Raw genomic sequence first — 21,302 nt, 5'->3', positions numbered from 1 at the left:
AAGACGGTGGGCCCCAGCCGAAGTCATCTTTCGCTTGCCGGAGACTGCTGCCGGTCAAAACGCGCGACCTCGCGGGTGCAGCTGCGTTCGGCGGGTTGTCGACGGCGTCGCTTCCTCCAAGTCAGGCAATACCTAAAATTCGATCGATCTGATTAGGCGGATCTTATGCCCGATCCGAGGCGGCCGGAATGATTTTACCACGTGTTCAGGTCTGAGGTGGTGTCATCGCCCATTCCTTTGAAATCCACTTTTGTCGTTCGATTATTTTCAAACTGCGAGCGCATCAATGGCTGCTATCACGTCATTCTTGGCCGAGTTGGACGAAGCAGTTGCGAGAGGAAATCCCGAGAGTTGTCTGCGGGCCCTCTGGCATGCGGCGGACATCCTGATCGCCGGCACTTATTCCGAGGAGCAGATCTGGACGTTCGGTGAGGTCATCGGTCGTCTCGCGCAGGAGATTGAAGCGAGCGCGCGGGCGAAGCTCGCGGGAAAGCTCGCATGCAGCCGGAACGCGCCCTATGCGTTGACCCGCCAGATGGCAAGCGACGACTGCATCGATGTCGCATGGCCGGTTCTCAGTCAGTCGGAGCGACTTGACACCGAGACATTGATTGCGTGCGCCAAGAACAAGAGCCAGCAGCATTTGCTTGCAATCTCCAAGCGGCAAACGGTCCCGGAAGCGGTCACCGATGTCCTGGTGGTGCGGGGATCTTCCGAGGTCGTAACCTCGGTCGCGTCAAATGCCGGGGCTAGTCTCTCCAAATCCGGATTCCTGCACCTGGTGCGGCGGTCGGAAGGGGATTCGATCCTCGCCGAATCGGTGGGCCTTCGAAAGGATATTCCCCGACATCTCTTCCACCAGTTGATCGCCAAGGCCTCCGAAGAGGTGCGGCAAAAGCTGAAGAGGGAGCGTCCGGATATCGAACATCAGGTCCATCGCGTCGTCGTCGATGTCACCGGGGCCATTCACGCCAGGTTTGGCCCGGCGTCGAAGGATTACTTCACGGCGAAACGCACGGTGGCAAAACTGCACGAGAGAGGCGAATTGACCGAAGACAAGGTCTTCGAGCTTGCTCACTCTCTCAAGTTCAACGAGACCACCGTTGCGCTGTCGTTGCTCTGTGGGCTTCCGATCGACGTCGCGGAACGGGCATTGATCGAGAAGGATCGCGAGCCGGCGTTGATCCTGGCCAAGTCTCTCGATTTCTCATGGCCCACCACGATGGCGCTGCTGTTCCTGGGCGCGGCCAACTACCGGATAACCGTTGGCGAGCTGGATCAATTGAAGATCGATTTCCACCGGTTGAATGTCAAAGCGTGCCGGGAGGTCGTCACCATCTACCGGACGCGAAAGGAAGAGGTTTTCGGCGGCTCGTCTCAACCGCCTCGGCGCATGATCTAGGATCGCAATGACAGTGCACTTGATTCATGAGCCTTCGACCCCGGGAAACAGCTTGATTCATTGAGTGCACCGTCACCGTAATCCCGACTTCGGACATGCGTGGATTTGGGTGCGGCTCACGCAACGGTGAGCGTGCCGATGTCCCGTTCGCGCAGCTGTGATTTTCCACGGCGTGTCTTTTCCCAAGCGCATACCTACGTATTCATTGTTCAAAAAATTCTCAGGAAACGCTTTCAACAGAGCAGCCGATTCCAGCCAGCGCGAACGCTCCGCACGAAAACGACAACCGTTCGGAGTACGATTATGATTGGATTCAAGACTTCCGTTATTGCAGCGATGATATCGATTGGCGCGATAAGCTCTGCAAGTGCCCAGTGCCCGACGTGGGCGACTCAAAATCCGGCTTCGTTTCAGGCGCAATATCCCAACAGGGATATATTGAACGACTGCGAGTTGACGCCGGCAGGCAGAATGGGCCTCGAGCTCCCCGGCGGCGCGGCTCCCTGGTTCGGGCCCAACAGGGCCTATGGGGCAATGCCTGGCATTGCTCAACACCACAGCCTTCAGCACCGGTCGCGGTGAGGATCTGAAGATAAACCCGAATGGCCGGATTCCGATCCGTCGATCGCGATATCGCGATGTTCGAGGCCGCCGCGATCATTCTTCACTGGTTGATCAGCATCCCGAGACCGGCGTGGCGCCGCGAGCGCCAGCAAGAGGAATTGGCGATGGCCAAATCAATGCAAAAGTCTGGTTTGGGCCTGTTGAATGCGATCCATGAGCAGCAATACGCGGCGCTGCTGCTGTGGTACTCAACCAGGGGAGAAATGAAAGCCTGCTAAGCGATTGACTTACTGGTGGGCCCGGCAGGACTCGAACCTGCAACCAGACCGTTATGAGCGGGCGAACATCGATCAGGTTCGTTGGCCTTATTGTGCTTTCGTCTGCGTCCGATCGCGTTCGTTGCGATTTGGTCATGTCGTTTCTGGTGCGAAACTGGTGCGGTTCGATATGTCGCGCTTATGAATCGCAGCGGCCATTGCTCTCGATTTCCTATCAACCCGGACGCATGATCCAGGCAACTGCCGTCACTATGCCCAGGCAGCCGTGGCGAACGAGCCCAGAATATCTGCCGATCGGAATGACGCGAGCCCGATTTGCGATGAAGGCTATCGCCGTACTCTGTCCATCAGAGGAAGTCCGAGTGACTAGCGCGTTGCCAGCATGCGGGACGTATGCGATCGAAAGCACTTAATTATGGTTGATCAGGATTCAATTCCTTCACGCAAATGGGCGTCAGGCCTGACCGGTTCGCACGGAAACGGGTATTCTGTCTCAGCAGACGACGCGTCAGATGACATCGCCGACATCTACAACCAGGCTGGTGACGATTACGCCTCTTATGCCGATGGTGATCCTTCGCAGCCATTTTCCTTTGACGGCGCGCATGCATATGCGGATCGGCGGGTCTGGGCCGTGCTCGAGGCAAAACTGGTTGACCTGCGGGCCTCCGGGGCAAAATCCGTCAGGTTGCTCGATGCGGGCTGCGGGCCCGGTACGTGGCTACGGCGACTGGTTGTACGCGCGCACGCGCTCGGGTTCAGCAGCATCACCGCGCGCGGATTTGACATTGCGCAGGCACAGATCCAGCGGGCCTGCCTGGCGGCTGGAAATCTTTCCAGCCTTCCTGGCGTGAATCTCACATTTGACGTCGCAGACCTTACGGACCGGTTGCCCGGAGCCCCGATTCCTCGGTCGATATCACGCTCTGCCTGTACAGTGCTCTCAGCCATCTGCCTGTTGAAAGGCTCACGGATGTCTCGGCGGAGATCGCACGCGTTACGTCGGGGCATTTCGTAACCACTGTGCGGCCGGTTGGCAGCACTCCAACGGCCTTCGTCGAATCTGTAGAGAACGTCCGCCGCTTGAAACATGATCACGTCAAGGACCGGTGTGAAATCGACCTTGGCGACGGTCGACATATGGCATTCGGCTTTCACCTGTTTACTGCAGTCGAATTGCGAAGCCACTTCGCTCGGCATTTCGACGTCGAAGATCTGCGGGGCCTCGACCTGTTCCACAATCGATTCATGCCGGACGCTCGGTGGAATCCAGTGTCGTCGGCGCATGATAGTCATGTCGCCGATGAACTCGATCGGCTTGAGAGGACGTATGACGCGATCCTGGAGTTCATGGATCGGGCCACCCATCTCCTGCTTGTGGCGCGCGGCCGGCGAGGCTTGACACGTGAATCGTCGGGCAGGGCTTAGATACCCGCCTCGCGCTGCAGGCATTCGGCGTCGATCGAATTCATCTGTTTCAGGTTGGGCTCAGGACAAGGAAAGGGTTCTTCGTAGGCGCGCGATTACACCGGGGAAGCCGCGCACCTTTATGATCCGGCCCGTGGCGTCGTAGGTTTCGGACAGCACGTGCGCATGCTGATACACGTCGCTGAGCATCCCCCTGTTTCGCATAGGGCACCACGAACTCCTCCTCCACCATCGCAACTTCGAAGAATGTGGTGATCGTCTCACGCAGCGCCGCCAGGTCCGCCGGTGACCTTGCGGAGAGCAGGATCGCGTCCGGGTGCTTTGCGCGGAGCGGGGTGCGGTCCGCCTCGCTAACGCGATCGATCTTGTTGAGGAGGAGGCGCGAAAGGAACGATCTCCGCGCCGATCTCGCGCAGTACGTTGTGGGTCACCTCAAGCTGGGATTCGTACGTCGGATCGGATGCGTCGACCACGAATAGCAGAAGGGATGCTTCCAGCGCCTCTGCAAGCGTGGATCGAAACGACACCACGAGGTCGTGCGGCAGTTTCTTGATAAATCCCACTGTATCAGAGACGAGTATGCGCGGTTTGGTCTCCGGCTGCAGAGCGCGCACCGTCGTATCGAGCGTCGCGAAGAGCTTGTCGGCGACCAGGACCTCGCCATCCGTGAGGGCTTGCATAAGCGACGACTTGCCGGCGTTTGTGTACCCGACCAGCGCGACCCGAGGTTGATCGCGGCGTGCGTCGCGACGATGGTCGCTATCCCGCCGGATCGCCTCCAGTTGCTCCTTCAACTCGGCAATGCGGTCGCGGATCTTGCGTCGCTCGAGTTCGAGATCGGATTCGCCCGCACCGTAGCCTTGCCGCCGCTCGCCAGCCGACCACGATTCCCTCAAGCGCGGCGCGATATACTTCAGCCGCGCCATCTCGACCTGCAACTTCGCCTCCCGGCTATGCGCATGGCGATGGAAAATCTCCACGATCACGCCGGTCCTGTCCAGGACCTGTGCACCAGTGGCACGCTCGATGTTGCGTGCCTGGTTCGGTGAGATGTCGTGATCGACGATCACGAACGCCGGCTTCGGCGGAGACTCCGGATCAGGCTCGATTTGCCCGGCATTCGGCTTCCTCCTGTCGGCGTCTTCAAATCGCTCGCGGGCCTTTGACTGGCGGACATGTGCCGCCGGACCGACAACGCCGCTCCCGCCGGTGATCGCCGCGAGTTCCTCAATTCGTCCCTTGCCCAGCACCGTTGCGCCGTCGAGTTCGTCGCGCTTCTGCGATATCGTGCCGACAACCTCGTAACCGAGCGTATTCACCAATCGGCCCAACTCCGCAAGGCTCGCGGCATGTGCGTCGTCATCGACGCCTGGGGTCTGGACGCCGACGAGGATCGCACCCGCAACATGCGACACGGTTCTTGTGATGCGGCGCTCCTCAGCACTGAGGCTGTCTCCGGTCTTTGCCATTGGCCTTATCCTGTGCGTGAGGTGCTCCGCGGCTGGAATTACATTGCCTTCCGAGGTGCGTGGTGATGCGGCGCAGTGATCCCACGGTGCGCTTGAACTGTGTGTCAGGTGTCCGCGGGACGACACGGACGGCCGGGCCGCCGCCGCCGGTGTCGCAGATCATGTTGCGGTACGCGGCTTTGCGGACCGGATACATTCGCGTCGACGCGCCGAAACGGCGCAGCCACATTCATGATTGGTCCCTGCCTCGATCACAAGGCCGCGCCTTTCCAGCGATTGTCGAAGGCCTTGGTTGCCGCTGGGCTTTTGGGGATCAACCCAGACGACCATTCCGGAACATAGGTGAAGCGACGTAAAGAAGCGAGGCGGCCAAAAAGGCTCCGATATAATGACCGCGTGAATGAACTCCAGCGAGGGTGAGCGTCACAGGCGACAATGCGCGCCGTCGTCCCCGACAGCTTTGTGCCCTTCATGGCGGCGTTTCCGGAAAGCGCGCCGAGAGTCGCGAGGAATGTAAGGCTGCCATATTTGCGGTCTGCATCAGCAAGGTCGCGAAGGAAGCTGGCGCCAGCCGACGCTAACCTGGCGAAGCTGATGGGCCGACCTCAATTCGTCAGAAACCTGTAGGCGGCGATCAGAGCCACCATGGCTGCGAAAATCAGCAGGGCCGGCACGGATCTTCGGGCGGCTGGCCTGTCGGGAGGGCGCGCGGCCAACCGAGCCGGCGGAGGCCTGCGCGGTCGCTCAGAACGCGCGACGGTGTTATCCACGGATGTAGCGACGGTTTCTAGTTCTGGCGGCGCGCCGATACCTCCCATCTCGCTATAATAGCTGGCGTAGACCTCGCGCACTGCCACCGCTGTCGACTCGGCTTCGCTCATCCGCTCGAGCCTGGCCCTATAGCTGAGCAAGAACCCCTGCGCATTTGGAGGCAAGTCATCGAAGCTACCGAGCTTGGCCATCATAAGCCATGTGGCAAAATCCGACTCTGCTTTGGAGCGGGCTGTTCGGGCGATGCGGACGCTTGGGCGTGAGGCCATGGGTGTCTGATCGAGTTGCGATGCAAAATCGCGCATTGATGGCGTTCGTTGGACGGTTCGCCTAGATGTGCGAGTTGTCTGAACTGGCGTCAAGCGCCTCGCTTTGGGTTCGCCTGCGTAGCGCCGAAGTGCCCGACGCTTGCTTTCCTATAATGTTAGCGTAACTCTCATCTGAAAAACATATTTGCGACATGCAGCCAAGCGCTATTGTTATTGATCCATCGCAAGCTTCTTTCCCGGACCGCCAAGGTCGCCCTGGGGGCAAGCGCGACAAGGACACCTCGACGTTGCCATGCAATCGCTAGGACTGGGTTTCCTCTTGCGGAGGGTTGCGCACCCGCAAACGGCTGAGGAGAACGATAATGCCCTTCGATTATTCACTCGCAGCTCTCGTCGCTGTCGGCCTGCTGTTCTACTTGATCTACGCCCTGCTGCGACCTGAGCGATTTTAGGCCGATAAAGCCTGCACTATCTCGTCACAACGTGGTCGCAGCGGACGCGACGCTCAAGCCGTCTGGCGGCTTGCCCGGCGACTGGTGGGCCCGGCAGGACTCGAACCTGCAACCAGACCGTTATGAGCGGCCGGCTCTAACTGAGCTACAGGCCGCGAGAAAACGGCCGGGGTCATTGGGCGCACTGTCACCGCAATCCCCTGGTATTGGAACGCTCCAGCTCTTATTTCGCGTTCGAGAAAACATCCGCTGCGTAGACGACCTTGCCGCCCACCACCGTCAGCAGAGACGCCGTGGCACCAATTTGCTCGACGGGGACGGACATGAAATCCCGATCGAGAATCGCGAAGTCGGCGAGCTTGCCGTTTTCGAGCGTACCGCGCCGCGTATCGTCGAAGCAGAACCAGGCGCTTCCCACGGTGTAGAGCCGCAAGGCATCTTCGCGGCTGGGTGTTTCGTCCGGGCCGCGCGTCGATAGTCCGCCGACGGTCTTGCCGTCGAGCATCCATTGCAGTGCCACGAACGGATTGTAGGATGCGACCCGATGCGCATCCGTGCCGGCCCCGACATGGACGCCTGTACGCAACGCCATAACGATGGGCGGCATGCTGCGCGCGGCTTCGCCGGCCTGCGCCACGATACGGTCGCCTCCGAGATACATGGCGTCCTGCATGGTCCAGCCGACGCCGAGAGCCTTCATCCGCGCCAGCGTTTCGGATGAGGTGTTATCGAGATGGGCGATGGACCAGCGCAGCGGCGCGATCGGCGTCTCCTTGTTGACCTCTTCATACAGGTCGAGGAGGTGATGGACGGATTTGTCTTCCTGCCAGTGGATGGTGACCGTCAGCCCTTGTTTGGCCGCCCAACGAATGATCTCGAGGAACTTTTCCTTGGTGGCCGCGTCGGGCGCGTTGTTGTTGTACATGGCGCCGGTGATCCGCTCGCCGATTCCGTTGAATCGCAGCATGTCGTCGCCGAATCCCATCGGCAGGAACGGCGTGAGAGTTTTGTACTCCTCGAATTCCGCGCCGACATTTTGGGCGAACAGGCTGTAGGCGACTCGCACCGACTGTGATTTTTCACGCCAGAGCTTTTGCAGGGCGGCGTAGTGGCTGGGATAAATGCTGAAGCCGCCGGGATCCACGATCCCGGTAATTCCGAGACGATTGAGCTCCGTGAAGAACTGCCGGGTTCCGGCGACATTCTCTTCGAAATTCGGTCTCGGCAGGCGATCGAACAGCGCGGAGATGCTGACAATGGAGCCGTTGAACCAGCCCGTGGTTTCGCCCGACGCGGCGCGTTCGGCCGTGATGCCGGCCGGCAACTGATCCGCGGACATCCCGAGGGCTTGCTGCGCTTTCGGCGTCATCAGCACCGCCGAATAGAACAGCTGGATGTAAGCGGGATTGTCGGGAACAGCCGACATCACCTCGGCCAGGGTCGGCCGCCGCCTCTCCGCGAATTGCAATTCGCTCCAGCCACCGGCCACGATGATCCAGGACGCCGGACGCGCTTTGGCCGCCTGGCGCAAGCGTTCCATGGCCTCGCCGATGGTCTTGGCGCCGATCCAGTTGACCTCGGTTGCGTAGGTGAGGCCGGCGCGCACGGCGTGAATATGGGAATCGATCAATCCCGGAATGATGGTGCGTCCGCCTGCGTCGACGCGGCGTGTCGCGGGCCCGATCAGGCCTTCCATGGCATCGTTGCCGCCAACTGCAACGATCTTGCCGTCGCGGACTGCGAGAGCCTGCGCGATCGTCGATGCGGGATCCAGCGTCACGATCTTAGCGTTCGTGACAATGAGGTCGGCCTTTTGTGCGTAAGCCGAAGTGGCCCAGCACGAGATCACCAAAATCGCCAGAAGCTTGCGCATGTTCAGTCCCGGAATGAGAGAGGCAGGAACGGCGCCACACATCCGCCGCTGGATGCGCTCGCGGGCGTCGCGTGTCGCAACGGGGAGTGTCGCGATCTTGATCATGTCTGGCTCCAACAAAATCAACCGGTCCACCGGAAAATTCGGTCAAGGCCCAAATCATTGATTTCGCAGCCCGCCTTCGCCCGTTGGGCTTCGGCGCGGCAGCCTTCGCCCGCTTCGCTTGCCATTTGTGGCACCGGCTTGCCTAGCCGAAGCTCGCGAAGCGAGCGAAGGCTGGTGGGCCCGGCAGGACTCGAACCTGCAACCAGACCGTTATGAGCGGCCGGCTCTAACCATTGAGCTACAGGCCCCGCCGCGAGACGGCCGCGGATGTGCGGCCGGCAACGGTGCGCGGTTCGTTTACAGGGATGGAGGCGGGGGTGCAATGCTGGCACCAGTGGATGGAAACCCCTGGCGCAGCATGGCCGATGATTTTCGAATAACCGAAAATGGCGATGATGCCCTTATGCTCCTGTTTTGCCCGACGAGTCAAATCGGCTCGCGAGGGGCCCGTTTTTCCGTTTCGGTAACCCACTGTGATCAAACGGCTTTTCTACTGTGCATGGGGTTGTTTTCCCACATTTTGATTCCGGAGGGGCCTGCAGGTCCCTCCGAATGCCTTACCGGCGCGCTACTGCACGCCGCGAAGGGCCGCCCCTAGTCCACCGAAACCCCGGCGAACTCCACGACCTTCTTCCACTTCTCGGTCTCATCAGTGACCAGCTTGCCAAACTCGGCGGGCGTCATCGGCCGCGGGATGCCGCCATTCTCGGTCAGCCGCGCGATGACCTTCGGGTCCTTCAACGCCTCGCCGACGGCCTTGTTGAGGGTCTCGACGATTTCGGGTGGCGTGCCCTTCGGCGCGGAGATGCCGTAGAAGCCGACCGATTCGAAGCCGGGGATCGTCTCGGCGATTGCGGGCACGTCAGGCACGCTCGGCCAGCGCTGCGGCGAGGTGACGCCGAGCGCGCGGACATTGCCGCCGCGCGACTGCTCGAGCGCGGAGGGGAGGTTGTCGAAGATCAGCTGCACCTTGTTCGAGATGATGTCGGGGAAGGCGATCGCCGAGCCGCGATAGGGCACGTGGATCATGTCGCACTTGGTCATCGCCTTGAACAGCTCCGCCGACATGTGCACCGAGGTGCCGTTGCCGGACGAGGCAAAGGAGATCTTGCCGGGATTGGCCTTGCAATAGTCGATGAACTCCTGAACCGTCTTCGCCGGGAACGCGTTGGAGACGACCAGCATGTTGGTGAGCTGCATGATGCTGGCCACCGGCACGGTGTCGCGCAGAAAATCGTAAGGCAGCTTCTTGTAGAGCGAGGTCGAGATCGCGTTGTTGGGGGCGACGAACAGCAGCGTGTAGCCGTCGGCCGGCGAATTGATCGCGGCGGCAGCGGCGATGTTGCCGCCGGAGCCGGCACGGTTCTCGACGATGAATTGCTGGCCGAGGCGATCCGACAGCGCCTGCGCCATGATCCGCGCCACGATGTCGACCGGGCCGCCGGCGGCGAAGCCGATCATCCAGTGCACGGGGCGGTCGGGGTAGCCGGCGGCGGAGGCGGGAGGGGAGGCGTTGAGGAGAGTTGAAAGAAAAAGCAGCCCAAAAACAGTGTTACGCAAAATTCGCAACATGACGTCTCCCATTGTTCTATTGTCGTTGGGCGGCATGCTTTCACAAAATCCGCCCGCTGCCTACATCGCCGCAAGTCGATGTTGACGCGGGGCGGCCGGGACTCATCATGAGATTCGTAATCACAATCCTTCTCGGCGCGGCGCTGCTCGCAAATCCACTCGCCGGACCCGCCGCTGCTCAAACCGGAGGCAAGGCCATTCCGACCACGACACTCAGCCTGGGCACCGCGACGCCCGGCGGCGGCTTTCCGCTCTATGGCAACGCCTTTGCGGAAGTGATGAACGCGGCCGATCCGCAAATCACCATCGCGCCCCGCAACACCAAGGGCAGCAACGAGAACATTCCGCTGCTGGAAAAGGGCGAGCTCGATCTTGCGCTGGTCGCGGGCGAGCCGGCCTACGAGGCCTTTGCCGGCATCGGCCGCGCGCCTGTGCGGTTGAAGATACTCACCGCGATCTATTCCAACCCCGGCATGTTCGTGGTGCGGGCGGACAGTCCGTACAAGACCATTCGCGATCTGGTTGGCCAGCCCGTTGCGTTCGGTGCCAAGGGCTCGGGCCTGCCGATCCTGGCGCGCTACGTGCTGGATGGCCTCGGCCTCAAGCAGGACGAGGATTTCAAGGCGATCTATCTCGACCGCGCCGGCGATGGCCCGGCGATGGTCGAGGACGGACGTGTTGCAGCACTTTGGGGCGCCGGCATCGGCTGGCCCGGTTTTGCCGCGGTGGCATCGGGTGCGTCAGGCGCGCGCTTCATTGCGCCCAGCACTGAAGAGATCACGCGCATTCGCGCCAAGCATGCGTTCCTGAAGCCGCTCACCGTGCCGGCCGGCTCCTATCCGAAGCAGGCCGAGCCGATCGCCTCGCTCGGCTCGTGGAGCTTTGTCCTCACGCGCGAGGACCTGCCCGATGACGTCGCCTATCGCCTCGCGAAGACGCTGCACGGCGTCGAGGCGACGTTCTGCAAGCAGCTCGCGCAGGCCTGCGAGACCACGGCGTCGAACACGGTCGCGGCAGCGCCGAAGCCGGAGCTGATCCATCCGGGCGTGATGAAGTATTTTCGCGAGATCGGGGTCGTCAAATAGCGAATGGCGAGTGGTGAATAGCGAATGGAAGCGTCCCCATTCGCCACTCCCTATTCGCCATTCGCCAATCTCACTTCTTCACCAGTGGACACGCCGGGTCCGGCGGCCCGAACGCCTTCTCGCCCGAGATGGTCGCGAGGATCTTGTAATAGTCCCACGGATATTTGCTCTCCTCCGGCGTCTTCACCTGCACCAGCCAGAGGTCGTGCACCATCAGATTGTCCTCACGCAGTTTGCCGTTGCGGGCGAAGAAATCCTCGATCGGCTTTTCCCGCATCTTGGCCGCGACCTTGAGCGGATCGTCGGTGCCGGTCTCCTTGATGGCGTTGAGATAGTGCATCACGCTCGAATAGACGCCGGCCTGCCACATCGACGGCATCTTGTTCATCTTGGCGAAATAGCGCTTCGACCATTCGCGGGTCTTGTCGTCCATGTCCCAGTAGAACGACGTCGTCAGCAACAGCCCTTGGGCGGCCTGCAGGCCGAGTCCGTGGATGTCGGTGATCAGCGCCAGCAGCGCCGCCATCTGCTGGCCGCCCTTGAACACGCCGAACTCCGAGCCGGTCTTGATCTCGTTCATGTTGTTGGGGGGACCTGCGGCAATGCCGATGATCTTGGCCTTGGAGGCCTGCGCCTGCAGCACGAAGGAGGAGAGGTCGGGCGTTGCCAAGGGTGGCCGCACCGAGCCCAGCACCTTGCCGCCATTGGCGGTGACGACGCTGGAGGCGTCGCGCTCCAGCGAATGGCCGAAGGCGTAGTCGTCGGTGATGAAGAACCAGCTGTCGCCGCCGCGCTTGACCACCGCATCCGCGGTGCCGACCGCGAGCGCGCGGGTGTCGAACACCCACTGGATCGCGTAGGGCGAGCAGAACTTGCCGTGGAAGTCCGCCGTGCCGGTCGAGTGGGTGATGAACAGCCGCTTCTTCTCGTTGGCGATGTTCTGCACCGCGAGCCCGACCGCGGAGACCGGCACGTCGACGATCAGGTCGACCTGGTCGACATCGAACCAGCGCCGCGCGATCGCGCCGCCGATATCGGCCTTAAGCTGGTGGTCGCCGATCACGATGCTGATCGGCTTGCCGAGTACGGTGCCGCCGAAATCGTCGATCGCCATCTGCGCCGCCGTCACCGAACCCTGGCCGGTCGGCGCGGAGGCGGGGCCGTTCATGTCGGTGAGCACGCCGATCTTGACGATGTTGTCGGAAACCTGCGCCGACGCCGCACCCGGCGGCAGCGCAGCCGCCAAGAACGTCGCTGCAAAGCCGGCCGCGACCGGCAGTCCAAATCTCGTTGGATTCACGCTTGTCCTCCCCTGATCCGGCTCGTTGGCCGGTGTTGCCCGGGTATGGCCCGGCTGAATTGGTTTCTTTTGCAACTATTTGGGGGCGGGCGTCAACGTCAGGCCGCGAAGCGGATCTGCCCCGCCGGCGAGGGATCGTAGCCGGTCAGCTCCTCGGCGCGCTGTCGCAGCCGTCTTTCACTGAGGAACCGGATCAGGGCCTGCATCGGCGGGCGGAAATAGCTGCGTTGCCGCATTGCGAGATCAAAATTCTCCCAGACCAGCGGCACGAAATCGAGCCCGGCCGAGCGCGCCGCCGCACGCGTCGCGATTCCGCAATCGGCCTGTCCCGCGCGGACGATCTCGGCGAGATCCGGCCCGGTGAGGGCCGGCGTCTCGACCCGGCGCAGATCGCGCGTCGAGGCGTCGGCGCGCCTCAACAGCACATCGAGCAGCATCTGCGCGCCTGTGCCCTGTTGTCGCATCGCCATCCTGACACCGAGCGCAAGCACGTCGGAGAGGCCGCGCAGCCGCTTCGGATTGCCCGGCGGCAGCACGAGACCCTGCTCGCGGCGCACGAATGCGACCAGCACCGCATCATGCAGGTCAGGCGCGTCACGCAGCGTCGTCGCACTGGCGTCGGAGGCAAGATTGCCGTCGGCTTCCACGCTGTGGAAGTGCACCGCCGCCGCCATCACCTCGTCGCGCTGCAAGCGCTCGAGCCCGCGCGCGCTGCCCTCGCTCATCGATCCCAGGCCCGAGCCGGATTCACGCAGGCTCCAGTCCAACAGCTCGTCCTGGCTGCCGCCCACGACCGGCGGCGGCTCCGCAGTCAGCATGCCGGCCGGACGCGCCAGTCCCGACAGGACCCAGAGGTCGAGCTCGTGCCGCGGGAAGAGCCACTTCCCGGTCACCTTGGTGCAGGGAATCGCGCCGGTGGTGACGAGTTCGTAGAGCTTGCGTTCGCCGAGCCGAAGGTAGTCGGCGGCTTCGCTGGTCGTCAGGAATTCCATCCTGCATTCCTATGCAAATTCTTGCTTCTTTTTGGCGTTCGACGCAGGTGGAATTCTGCATTTCAATTTACGTCCGGCAGGACCATGCCCGATCATCTCGCTGCTTTGCAACACATCCTCACGCGCGATTTCTGCTTTGGTGAACGATCCTGAAGCGCCCGCGTGGCGCGGGCCTTGCGGCCGTCGCGCTCGCAATTGCAATCGACGCACCGCGCGGACCGCATTGCCGAAATGTCCCGAGTTGGGGGCGCAACGAGCAAACGCGTCACGAGTGTGGCGCAATCGATCATCATCATGATCGCGTCATAGCCAATGGGAACCCGATCATGGTCGTCCGCCGCCTGTCCGTTGCACTCGCGCTTCTCTGCGGCCTCGCCGCGGGCGTGGCGGCGTCATTTGCGGAGGACCGGGCGATCGTGCTGGCCTCGACCACGGCGACACAGGAGTCCGGCCTGCTCGATCATCTGCTGCCGATCTTCCGCGAGAAGACCGGCATCGAGGTGACGGTGATCGCGCGGCGCGCCGATGAAGTGCTCGACGGCGCGCGCAGGGGCGAAGTCGACGTCGTGCTGATGCACGCACGGCCGCAGGAGGAGAAGTTCGTCGCCGACGGTTTTGGCGTGAAGCGTTTTGACGTGATGTACAACGACTATGTGCTGATCGGACCGAAGAGCGATCCTGCCGCCGTGAAGGGCAAGGACATCGCCACCGCGCTGAAGGCGATCGAGGCCAAGGGCGCGCCGTTCGTGACGCGCGGCGACCGGTCGGGCACCCATGCCGCGGAGCTCGCGCTCTGGATCGTCGCCGGCATCGATATCGCCGCTGCCAAGGGCGCATGGTATCGCGAAGTCAGGCAAGGGATGGACGCGGCCCTCGACGCGGCGCGCACGGCGAACGCCTATGTGCTGTCCGACCGCGGCAGCTGGATCGCCTTCAAGGATCGCGGCGATCTCGACATCGTCGTCGAAGGCGACAAGCGGCTGCTCAATCAGTACGGCGCGATGCTGGTGAACCCGGAAAAGTTTCCGAACGTGAAGAAGGAGCTGGGGCAGACCTTCATCGACTGGCTGATCTCGCCGGAGGGGCAGGCGGCGATCGCCGGCTACAAGGTCGACGGACAGCAGCTGTTCTTCCCCAATGCGGCCAAGTCCGGCGGCTGACCTTCGCATCGCCAGCGGTTGCCAAACCGGGCGATGCATGGTCCATCATGGCGCATGACCCAGCGCCTGCCGCCATCGCTGACGCCGCTCGACACTGCGCTCGCCGCGTTGCTGCGAGGCGTTGATCCGATCGCGACGATCGAGTTGCCCCTGGCGGAGGCCGCCGGCTGCATCGCGGCAGGGACGCCGCTGCTTGCGGCGTCTCCGCCGCGCGACATCGCCGCTGCGGACGGCTGGGCGCTCTGCGCCAACGATATTGTCGGCGCGTCCGCCTATTCGCCGCTGCCTCTGACGACGGCGCCCGTTTGGGTCGATGCCGGCGACGCGATGCCGCCGGGATGTGATTGTGTGCTCGATGCCGACGCAGTCGAGGTGTCGGGTCCACTCGCCCAGGTGCTGGCGGAGGGCGCGCCCGGACAGGGCGTCAGGCGCGCCGGAAGCGACATCGCCGGGCGGGCGCCTGCCGTGGCGGAAGGGCATTTGATCCATCCTGCCGCCTTGCTGCTCGCGCGCGCCGCCGGTGTTGAAAAGCTGAGCGTACGGCGGCCGCGGCTGTGCATCGTCAACGTGCCGGGTGCAGCCGTGACGGCACACATGATTGCCGAGATCGCGCGCGCAGCAGGGCTGCAGGTGCAAACGCGCGAAGCTGCCGCGCGAGATGCTGCATCGATCGCGGAAGCGCTCGGCGATCTCACCTGCGATCTCGTCGTGACGATCGGCGGCAGCGGCGCCGGCCGCCGAGATGCCGCGGTCAGCGCGCTGGCCCGGCATGGCGACGTGCTCGCCCATGGCCTCGCGCTCCAGCCCGGACGCACCGCAGCGGTCGGGCGGCTCGGACCGGTTCCAATCGTCGCCTTGCCCGGCTCGCCCGATCATGCGCTTGCCGCCTGGCTCGCGCTCGTGCTGCCGCTCGTCGATCGGCTGTCGGCGCGGCGGTTACGCCGACGCATCACCTTGCCGCTTGCGCGAAAAATCGCATCCAGTGTCGGCATCGCCGAAATTGCCCTGCTGGCCGAGGAACATCATGCGTGGCTCCCGCTTGCGGTGGGGGATTGGCCGCTCCAAGCCATTGGCCGGGCCGATGCATGGCTGCTCGTTCCCGCCAACCACGAGGGATTTGCGGCAGGAACGCCGGTCGATGCCTATCTGATACGGGAATGATATGGGTTTGGCATGACGATGATCCCGCAATCGCAAGACCGCAGCGCGCTCGAACAGGAGCAGTTCCTCAAGATCCTCTCTCGTGAGGACGCGCTGGCGCGCTTTGACGTTGCGTTGTTTCCGCGCGCGGTCCCGAGCGAGGCGCGCAAGCTTGCCGATGCGCTCGGCGCGGCGCTCGCCGAAGACATCACGGCGCCGATCGATGTTCCGCCGTTCGACCGTTCCAATGTTGACGGCTTTGCCGTGCGCTCGGCCGATCTCGCCGCGGCCGGCGAAGGCGCGCCCGTTCGCCTTGCGCTGAACGGCGAGACCATTCACTGCGGCACCGCGCCGAAGCTGCAGGTGGCGACAGCAACCGCAACGCCGATCGCAACCGGCGGGCCGTTACCACGCGGCGCCGACGCCGTCGTCATGGTCGAGCATACCCAGCCCGCCGGGTCCGATGCGATCGACGTCCGGCGAGCCGTTTCGCCGGGACAGTTCGTGTCCTACGCAGGCTCCGACATCGCGCGCGGCGAGGCGCTCCTGCGCGCCGGCACGATCATCGGCTCGCGCGAGATCGGCATGCTGGCGGCCTGCGGCATCGCCGAGGTGACCGTCGCGCGCAAGCCGCGTGTTGCCGTGATCTCCACCGGCGACGAATTGGTTCAGCCCGGCGAGGCGCTCGCGCCGGCCGCGATCTACGACACCAACGGCGCCATCGTCGCCGCCGCGATCGACGAGAATGGCGGCGAGGCGGTGTTCCTCGGCGCCATTCCCGACGATGAGGCAAAACTCGAAGCCGCCATGCGCCGCGCGCTGGCGGACGCCGACATGCTGGTGCTGTCGGGCGGCACCTCGAAGGGCGCAGGCGACGTGTCCCATCGCATCATCGGCCGGCTCGGCCAGCCCGGCATCATCGCGCATGGCGTTGCACTCAAACCCGGCAAGCCGCTGTGCCTTGCGGTGTGCGACGGCAAGCCGGTGGTGATCCTGCCGGGCTTTCCGACCTCGGCGATGTTCACCTTCCACGACATGATCGTGCCGGTGCTGCGCAAAATGGCCGGGCTGCCGGCGCGCTCCGACGCCAAGGTGAATGCAACCGTGCCGGTGCGCATCGCCTCCGAGCTCGGCCGCACCGAGTTCGTCATGGTCTCGCTGGTCGGCGGCAAGGACGGCCTGATCGCCTATCCCTCCGGCAAGGGGTCTGGTGCGATCACGTCGTTCGCGCAGGCCGACGGTTTTCTGCGCATCGACGCGCTTGCCGACCAGATGCCGGCAGGGACCGACGCCGAGGTGACGCTGTTCACGCCGCATGTGCGGGTGCCCGATCTCGTCATCGTCGGAAGCCATTGCACCGGCCTCGATCTCGTCACCGCACAGCTCGCGCATGCGGGGCTGACCGTGCGTTCGATCGCGGTCGGCAGCCTCGGCGGACTTGCGGCGGCGAAGCGCGGCGAATGCGATCTCGCGCCGATCCATCTGTTCGACGACAAGAGCGAGACCTACAACAGGCCTTACCTCGTTGAGGGGCTCGAGCTCGTGCCGGGCTGGCGGCGGATGCAGGGCATCGTGTTCCGGAACGGCGACAAGCGTTTTGAGGGGCTCGGTGCGAAGGAAGCCGTCGCCGCCGCGCTCGCGGACCCCGCCTGCATCATGGCCAACCGCAACCAGGGCGCCGGCACGCGCATCCTGATCGACCGGCTGCTCGGCGGCGCGCGCCCGGAAGGCTACTGGAACCAGCCGCGCTCGCACAATGCCGTGGCTGCGGCTGTCGCACAGCACCGCGCCGACTGGGGCATGACCATTGCGCCGGTCGCCCATGCTGTCGGCCTCGGTTTCATTCCGCTCGCGGAAGAGCATTATGATTTCGCGCTGGTGACGGCGCGCAAGCAGCGGCCGGCCATGCAGGCCTTTCTCGACGCACTCGGCTCGGACGAGGCGCGCACCGCGCTGGAGCGAGCGGGATTCCGGCCCGCTTAGATCAACGACGCGGCGTTCAAGCCGCGCCGCAGGGGGGACGCGATGGCGAGGCCGCTTTCGGTTGCGATCGTCGGCGCCGGCATGGGCGGGCTTGCGACCGCCGCGGCGCTTCGGCGCGTCGGTATCGATGTGATGGTCTACGAGCAGGCCTCCCGATTCGCCCGCATCGGCGCCGGCATCCAGATCGGCTGCAACGCAATGAAGGTGTTGCGTGCGCTGGGGCTGGAGGCGCGGATGCGCGAGCACTCGTTCTATCCACGCTCCTGGAACAACCGCGACTGGGAGAGCGGCGACATCAAGTTCGACATGATTTTTGGCGAGAGCGCGGAAGAGAAGTTCGGCGCGCCCTATCTGCTCGCCCATCGCGGCGATCTCCATGCGGCGCTGGCGAGCGTGGTGCCGAACGAATTTGTGCGGCTCAATCACAAGCTCGTCGGCCTCGACGAGACCGGCGATGGTGTCCGGCTAAGCTTTGCCGATGGCACGCGTGCCATCGCCGATGCCGTGGTCGGCGCGGACGGCGTCCATTCGACGGTCCGCGATCTCCTGTTCGACGCCGCGCCGGCCAAATTCACCGGCCGGATCGCCTATCGCACCACCTATCCCGCCGCGCTGCTCGGCGGCGCAGGCATCGACGACTGCACCAAATGGTGGGGCGAGGACCGCCACATCGTGATCTATTACGTCAAGCCTGATCGCAGCGAGGTCTATCTCGTCACCAGCCAGCCCGAGCCGGGCTTTCGCATCGAGTCCTGGTCGGCGAAGGGCGACGTGCGCGATCTGCGCGCATCATTCGAAGGCTTTCATCCGCAAGTCACTCGGGTGCTCGCCGCCTGTCCCGACGTGCACAGATGGGCGATCATGGACCGCGACGCGCTGGAACGCTGGGCCGACGGCAAAGTGACGCTGCTCGGCGATGCCTGCCATCCGATGACGCCCTACATGGCGCAGGGCGCGGCCATGGCAATCGAGGACGCCGCCGTGCTGTCGCGCTGCCTCGACGGTGTCGGCAGCGACGGCGTCGCGAATGCGTTTCGCCGCTTCGAGGCGACCCGCAAGGTGCGCACGACGCGGGTGCAGGAGACCTCGCGCGCCAACATCTGGCTGAAGGAGCGCGCCGATACGAGCTGGGTCTACGGTTACGACGCCTGGTCGGTGCCGCTGGCGGCTTGAGCGGCAGGCTCGCGCTTGCGCCGACGCTTCTTGTCAGGAGGCCGCATCCAGCGCGGCCAGCCGTTCGGCTTCGGCGATGTCCTCGACCGTGTTGGCGTTGAAGAACGGATCGAGCGGCTCGGCCGGCCATGTCACCGTTGCGAGCGGATAGCGCGCGGTCCAGCGGTCGATCTTGCGGAGGTCTTCGACGACCAGCGCATGACGCAGCTCGTCGCGCAAGGCGACGCGCCACAAACCGATCACCGGATGCGACTGATCGCCTGATGCGGCGACCGCGAGCTGTGCGTTCTCGCGTTCCCGCGCCTCGTGCAGGCGCGCGACGAGATCGCGCGGCAAGAACGGGCAGTCGCCTGCGGCGCTCAGCACCCATGCGATGTCAGGCCGGTTCGTCGCCGTCCAGTCGAGCGCGGCGAGAATGCCGGCGAGGGGGCCGGGGAAGCCGGGTACGTCATCGGCGACAACGGGCAGGCCGAACGCCGCGAAACGTGCGGGGTCGCCGTTCGCATTGAGGATCAGTCCGCTGCATTGCGGCGTCAATCGCGCGATCACGCGCTCAAGGATGGTGCGGCCGCCGATGGTCCGCATCGGCTTGTCGCCGCCGCCCATGCGCCGCGCGAGGCCGCCTGCGAGCAGCACGCCCTGCGTTGCCGGAAAGTCAGTCGTCACCACCTTCACCCTTGCGTTTGTGCTTCGCCGATTCCTCCTCGACGTAAGCAAGGTTCTGGTCGTAGACGATCCGCTCTTCACCCGCGAGCGCGATGAAGCGCTTTCCGCGCGTGCGGCCGACCAGCGTCAGTCCGACCTGGCGGGCGAGATCGACGCCCCAGGCGGTGAAGCCGGAGCGCGACACCAGGATCGGAATGCCCATGCGCACGGTCTTGATCACCATTTCCGAGGTCAGCCGTCCGGTGGTGTAGAGGATCTTGTCGGAGGCATCGACGCCGTGGCGGTACATCCAGCCCGCGATCTTGTCGACGGCGTTGTGACGGCCGACGTCCTCGGTGTAGCAGAGCGGCTCGCCCTCCTGGCACAGCACGCAGCCATGGATCGCGCCGGCCTCCAGATAGAGAGAGGGCATGGTGTTGATGGTCTGGGTCATCTGGTAGAGCCAGGAGGTGCGCAGCTCCGCCTTCGGCAGCGCGACGCTCTCGACCGCCTCTAACAGGTCGCCGAACGCGGTGCCCTGCGCGCAGCCCGAGGTCTGGGTGCGCTTCTTCAGCTTGGCTTCGAAATTGGTGTGATGTGTGGTGCGCACCACCACCACCTGGAGGTCGTCGTCGTATTCGACCTCGGTGACCTCGTCATTATATTTCAGCATGTTCTGGTTGAGCAGATAGCCCAGCGCCAGATATTCCGGGTAGTCGCCGATCGTCATCATGGTGACGATCTCCTGCGAATTCAGGTAGAGCGTCAGCGGCCGTTCCATCGGCACCTTGATCTCGACCTTGGCGCCGGTCTGGTCGGTGCCGGTCACGCGCTCCGTCAGGCGCGGGTCGTCGGGGTTCGGAACGATCAGGGGCACCGGGGCTTTGTCGATCTTCATCATGGCCGCGACGTTAGCATGACATTCGGCTCAAGCCGATATAAGCATGCCGTGGAGACAACGAAATGCCTCCGTTCGTCATTGCGAGCGAAGCGAAGCAATCCAGAACTATATCCACGGTGGCAGTCTGGATTGCTTCGCTGCGCTCGCAATGATGGGGGAGGCCAGGGGTTCCATCGGCTGACGAGCCGTTGGCGGAGATCGAACGGTTATGAAAGTCATCGGCCTTGCGGGCTGGAGTGGTGCGGGCAAGACCACGCTGTTGACGCGGCTGATCCCGCATTTCAACGCGCAAGGCCTGCGCGTCTCCGTCATCAAGCATGCCCATCACCAGTTCGACGTCGACGTGCCCGGCAAGGATTCCTGGCGCCACCGCGAGGCCGGCGCGGCCGAGGTGCTGGTTGCGTCGTCGAACCGCTGGGCCCTGATGCATGAGTTGCGAGGCGCCGAGGAACCACGGCTGCCGGAGCTTCTGAGCAAGCTGTCAGCCGTCGATCTCGTCGTGGTCGAGGGCTTCAAGCGCGAGCCGCACCGCAAGATCGAGGTGCATCGCGCCGCCAACGACAAGCCGTTGCTGTTTCCCGATGATCCCGGGATTGTCGGGATTGCGACCGACATCGCCATTGAAACCCGCCTGCCGACCGTCCATCTCGATGATATCGAGGCTGCCGCGGCATTGCTGCTGCGTGCGGCGATGCCGGTCGAGGAAGCGGTGGCAAAAAGCGCCGCGATACGCTGACGAG

Annotated in this window: 18 protein-coding genes and 2 tRNA genes; 9 read left to right on the top strand and 11 right to left on the bottom strand. The window is 63.7% G+C overall.

The annotated features are described in order from the left end of the window. Positions 1–286: 286 nt before the first annotated feature. Both BJ6T_RS36370 and BJ6T_RS36365 read left to right on the top strand, forming a co-directional pair. Complete coding sequence (locus BJ6T_RS36370; RefSeq protein WP_028170058.1) at positions 287–1,402, top strand: DUF2336 domain-containing protein; 1,116 nt, start codon at positions 287–289, stop codon at positions 1,400–1,402. Between the two features lie 602 nt (positions 1,403–2,004). After that, positions 2,005–2,244 (top strand): hypothetical protein, encoded by a 240-nt coding sequence (locus BJ6T_RS36365; RefSeq protein WP_014497586.1) that lies wholly within the window; start codon positions 2,005–2,007, stop codon positions 2,242–2,244. A gap of 558 nt (positions 2,245–2,802) precedes the next feature. On the opposite strand, the gene BJ6T_RS46290 is transcribed toward BJ6T_RS36365, so the two are convergent. The 3 genes from BJ6T_RS46290 to BJ6T_RS49750 all read right to left on the bottom strand — a co-directional run bounded on the left by BJ6T_RS46290 (position 2,803) and on the right by BJ6T_RS49750 (position 6,181). Continuing rightward, complete coding sequence (locus tag BJ6T_RS46290; protein ID WP_144038022.1) at positions 2,803–3,612, bottom strand: hypothetical protein; 810 nt, start codon at positions 3,610–3,612, stop codon at positions 2,803–2,805. 410 nt (positions 3,613–4,022) lie between these two features. After that, positions 4,023–5,141 carry a GTPase HflX gene (hflX, locus tag BJ6T_RS36355; protein WP_014497585.1) on the bottom strand — a complete coding sequence of 373 codons (1,119 nt, stop codon included), beginning with the start codon at positions 5,139–5,141 and terminating at the stop codon, positions 4,023–4,025. Positions 5,142–5,746: 605 nt separating this feature from the next. Further along, complete coding sequence (locus tag BJ6T_RS49750; protein ID WP_028170060.1) at positions 5,747–6,181, bottom strand: hypothetical protein; 435 nt, start codon at positions 6,179–6,181, stop codon at positions 5,747–5,749. 362 nt (positions 6,182–6,543) lie between these two features. Between BJ6T_RS49750 and BJ6T_RS44150 the strand changes: the two genes are divergently transcribed. Then, positions 6,544–6,633, top strand: coding sequence for a K(+)-transporting ATPase subunit F (locus tag BJ6T_RS44150; RefSeq protein WP_039228550.1), 90 nt, complete (start codon positions 6,544–6,546; stop codon positions 6,631–6,633). A gap of 82 nt (positions 6,634–6,715) precedes the next feature. Here BJ6T_RS44150 and BJ6T_RS36345 read toward each other — a convergent pair. From BJ6T_RS36345 to BJ6T_RS36330, 4 genes are all read right to left on the bottom strand, one after another. Further along, positions 6,716–6,788, bottom strand: a tRNA-Ile gene (locus BJ6T_RS36345). Between the two features lie 68 nt (positions 6,789–6,856). Next, positions 6,857–8,611, bottom strand: a complete 1,755-nt coding sequence (locus BJ6T_RS36340) for an amidohydrolase (RefSeq protein ID WP_014497582.1) — start codon at positions 8,609–8,611, stop codon at positions 6,857–6,859. A gap of 172 nt (positions 8,612–8,783) precedes the next feature. Continuing rightward, positions 8,784–8,859: transfer RNA gene (locus BJ6T_RS36335), tRNA-Ile, on the bottom strand. A 346-nt stretch (positions 8,860–9,205) separates the two neighbouring features. Then, positions 9,206–10,183, bottom strand: coding sequence for a Bug family tripartite tricarboxylate transporter substrate binding protein (locus BJ6T_RS36330; RefSeq protein WP_014497581.1), 978 nt, complete (start codon positions 10,181–10,183; stop codon positions 9,206–9,208). A gap of 107 nt (positions 10,184–10,290) precedes the next feature. On the opposite strand from BJ6T_RS36330, the gene BJ6T_RS36325 reads away from it, so the two are divergent. After that, positions 10,291–11,268: a TAXI family TRAP transporter solute-binding subunit gene (locus BJ6T_RS36325; RefSeq protein ID WP_014497580.1), complete on the top strand. Its 978-nt coding sequence runs from the start codon at positions 10,291–10,293 to the stop codon at positions 11,266–11,268. 70 nt (positions 11,269–11,338) lie between these two features. Here the strand turns inward: BJ6T_RS36325 and BJ6T_RS36320 are convergent, their stop codons facing one another. After that, positions 11,339–12,568, bottom strand: coding sequence for an ABC transporter substrate-binding protein (locus tag BJ6T_RS36320; RefSeq protein ID WP_014497579.1), 1,230 nt, complete (start codon positions 12,566–12,568; stop codon positions 11,339–11,341). A gap of 98 nt (positions 12,569–12,666) precedes the next feature. Then, entirely contained in the window at positions 12,667–13,560 is an 894-nt protein-coding gene (locus BJ6T_RS36315) for a substrate-binding domain-containing protein (RefSeq protein WP_014497578.1), read from the bottom strand. Between the two features lie 326 nt (positions 13,561–13,886). On the opposite strand from BJ6T_RS36315, the gene BJ6T_RS36310 reads away from it, so the two are divergent. Genes BJ6T_RS36310 through BJ6T_RS36295 form a run of 4 tightly spaced genes read left to right on the top strand, consistent with a single transcriptional unit; the run spans position 13,887 to position 19,016 of the window. Further along, positions 13,887–14,720, top strand: coding sequence for an ABC transporter substrate-binding protein (locus tag BJ6T_RS36310; protein WP_014497577.1), 834 nt, complete (start codon positions 13,887–13,889; stop codon positions 14,718–14,720). Between the two features lie 54 nt (positions 14,721–14,774). Further along, positions 14,775–15,881 (top strand): molybdopterin-binding protein, encoded by a 1,107-nt coding sequence (locus tag BJ6T_RS36305; RefSeq protein WP_014497576.1) that lies wholly within the window; start codon positions 14,775–14,777, stop codon positions 15,879–15,881. A gap of 12 nt (positions 15,882–15,893) precedes the next feature. Next, on the top strand, positions 15,894–17,843 hold the full coding sequence (locus BJ6T_RS36300) for a molybdopterin biosynthesis protein (RefSeq protein ID WP_014497575.1): 1,950 nt from the start codon (positions 15,894–15,896) through the stop codon (positions 17,841–17,843). Between the two features lie 42 nt (positions 17,844–17,885). Beyond that, positions 17,886–19,016, top strand: a complete 1,131-nt coding sequence (locus tag BJ6T_RS36295) for an FAD-dependent monooxygenase (protein ID WP_014497574.1) — start codon at positions 17,886–17,888, stop codon at positions 19,014–19,016. A 33-nt stretch (positions 19,017–19,049) separates the two neighbouring features. Here the strand turns inward: BJ6T_RS36295 and mobA are convergent, their stop codons facing one another. Next, the gene (gene mobA, locus BJ6T_RS36290; protein ID WP_028170062.1) at positions 19,050–19,691 is read right to left on the bottom strand and encodes a molybdenum cofactor guanylyltransferase MobA; all 642 of its coding nucleotides are present in this window, start codon (positions 19,689–19,691) and stop codon (positions 19,050–19,052) included. Then, a complete protein-coding gene (gene fdhD / locus BJ6T_RS36285; protein ID WP_014497572.1) occupies positions 19,672–20,562 on the bottom strand; it encodes a formate dehydrogenase accessory sulfurtransferase FdhD in 891 nt (296 codons plus the stop codon). Before fdhD ends, mobA begins: the two co-directional genes overlap by 20 nt. A 208-nt stretch (positions 20,563–20,770) precedes the next feature. Here fdhD and mobB point away from each other — a divergent pair, with 208 nt between their 5' ends. Beyond that, a complete protein-coding gene (gene mobB / locus BJ6T_RS36280; RefSeq protein WP_014497571.1) occupies positions 20,771–21,298 on the top strand; it encodes a molybdopterin-guanine dinucleotide biosynthesis protein B in 528 nt (175 codons plus the stop codon). The last annotated feature ends 4 nt before the right edge of the window (positions 21,299–21,302 follow it).

The sequence above is a fragment of the Bradyrhizobium japonicum USDA 6 genome (genome assembly GCF_000284375.1).
GTDB classification, from domain to species: Bacteria; Pseudomonadota; Alphaproteobacteria; order Rhizobiales; family Xanthobacteraceae; genus Bradyrhizobium; species Bradyrhizobium japonicum.
This window is presented reverse-complemented; position numbering and strand designations above follow the sequence as displayed.

Coding starts and splice junctions, on each gene's coding strand:
- BJ6T_RS36370 (WP_028170058.1), top strand. CDS start 287: ATGGCTGCTATCACGTCATTCTTGGCCGAGTTGGACGAAGCAGTTGCG.
- BJ6T_RS36365 (WP_014497586.1), top strand. CDS start 2,005: ATGGCCGGATTCCGATCCGTCGATCGCGATATCGCGATGTTCGAGGCC.
- BJ6T_RS46290 (WP_144038022.1), bottom strand. CDS start 3,612: ATGGGTGGCCCGATCCATGAACTCCAGGATCGCGTCATACGTCCTCTC.
- hflX (WP_014497585.1), bottom strand. CDS start 5,141: ATGGCAAAGACCGGAGACAGCCTCAGTGCTGAGGAGCGCCGCATCACA.
- BJ6T_RS49750 (WP_028170060.1), bottom strand. CDS start 6,181: ATGGCCTCACGCCCAAGCGTCCGCATCGCCCGAACAGCCCGCTCCAAA.
- BJ6T_RS44150 (WP_039228550.1), top strand. CDS start 6,544: ATGCCCTTCGATTATTCACTCGCAGCTCTCGTCGCTGTCGGCCTGCTG.
- BJ6T_RS36340 (WP_014497582.1), bottom strand. CDS start 8,611: ATGATCAAGATCGCGACACTCCCCGTTGCGACACGCGACGCCCGCGAG.
- BJ6T_RS36330 (WP_014497581.1), bottom strand. CDS start 10,183: ATGTTGCGAATTTTGCGTAACACTGTTTTTGGGCTGCTTTTTCTTTCA.
- BJ6T_RS36325 (WP_014497580.1), top strand. CDS start 10,291: ATGAGATTCGTAATCACAATCCTTCTCGGCGCGGCGCTGCTCGCAAAT.
- BJ6T_RS36315 (WP_014497578.1), bottom strand. CDS start 13,560: ATGGAATTCCTGACGACCAGCGAAGCCGCCGACTACCTTCGGCTCGGC.
- BJ6T_RS36310 (WP_014497577.1), top strand. CDS start 13,887: ATGGTCGTCCGCCGCCTGTCCGTTGCACTCGCGCTTCTCTGCGGCCTC.
- BJ6T_RS36305 (WP_014497576.1), top strand. CDS start 14,775: ATGACCCAGCGCCTGCCGCCATCGCTGACGCCGCTCGACACTGCGCTC.
- BJ6T_RS36300 (WP_014497575.1), top strand. CDS start 15,894: ATGACGATGATCCCGCAATCGCAAGACCGCAGCGCGCTCGAACAGGAG.
- BJ6T_RS36295 (WP_014497574.1), top strand. CDS start 17,886: ATGGCGAGGCCGCTTTCGGTTGCGATCGTCGGCGCCGGCATGGGCGGG.
- fdhD (WP_014497572.1), bottom strand. CDS start 20,562: ATGATGAAGATCGACAAAGCCCCGGTGCCCCTGATCGTTCCGAACCCC.
- mobB (WP_014497571.1), top strand. CDS start 20,771: ATGAAAGTCATCGGCCTTGCGGGCTGGAGTGGTGCGGGCAAGACCACG.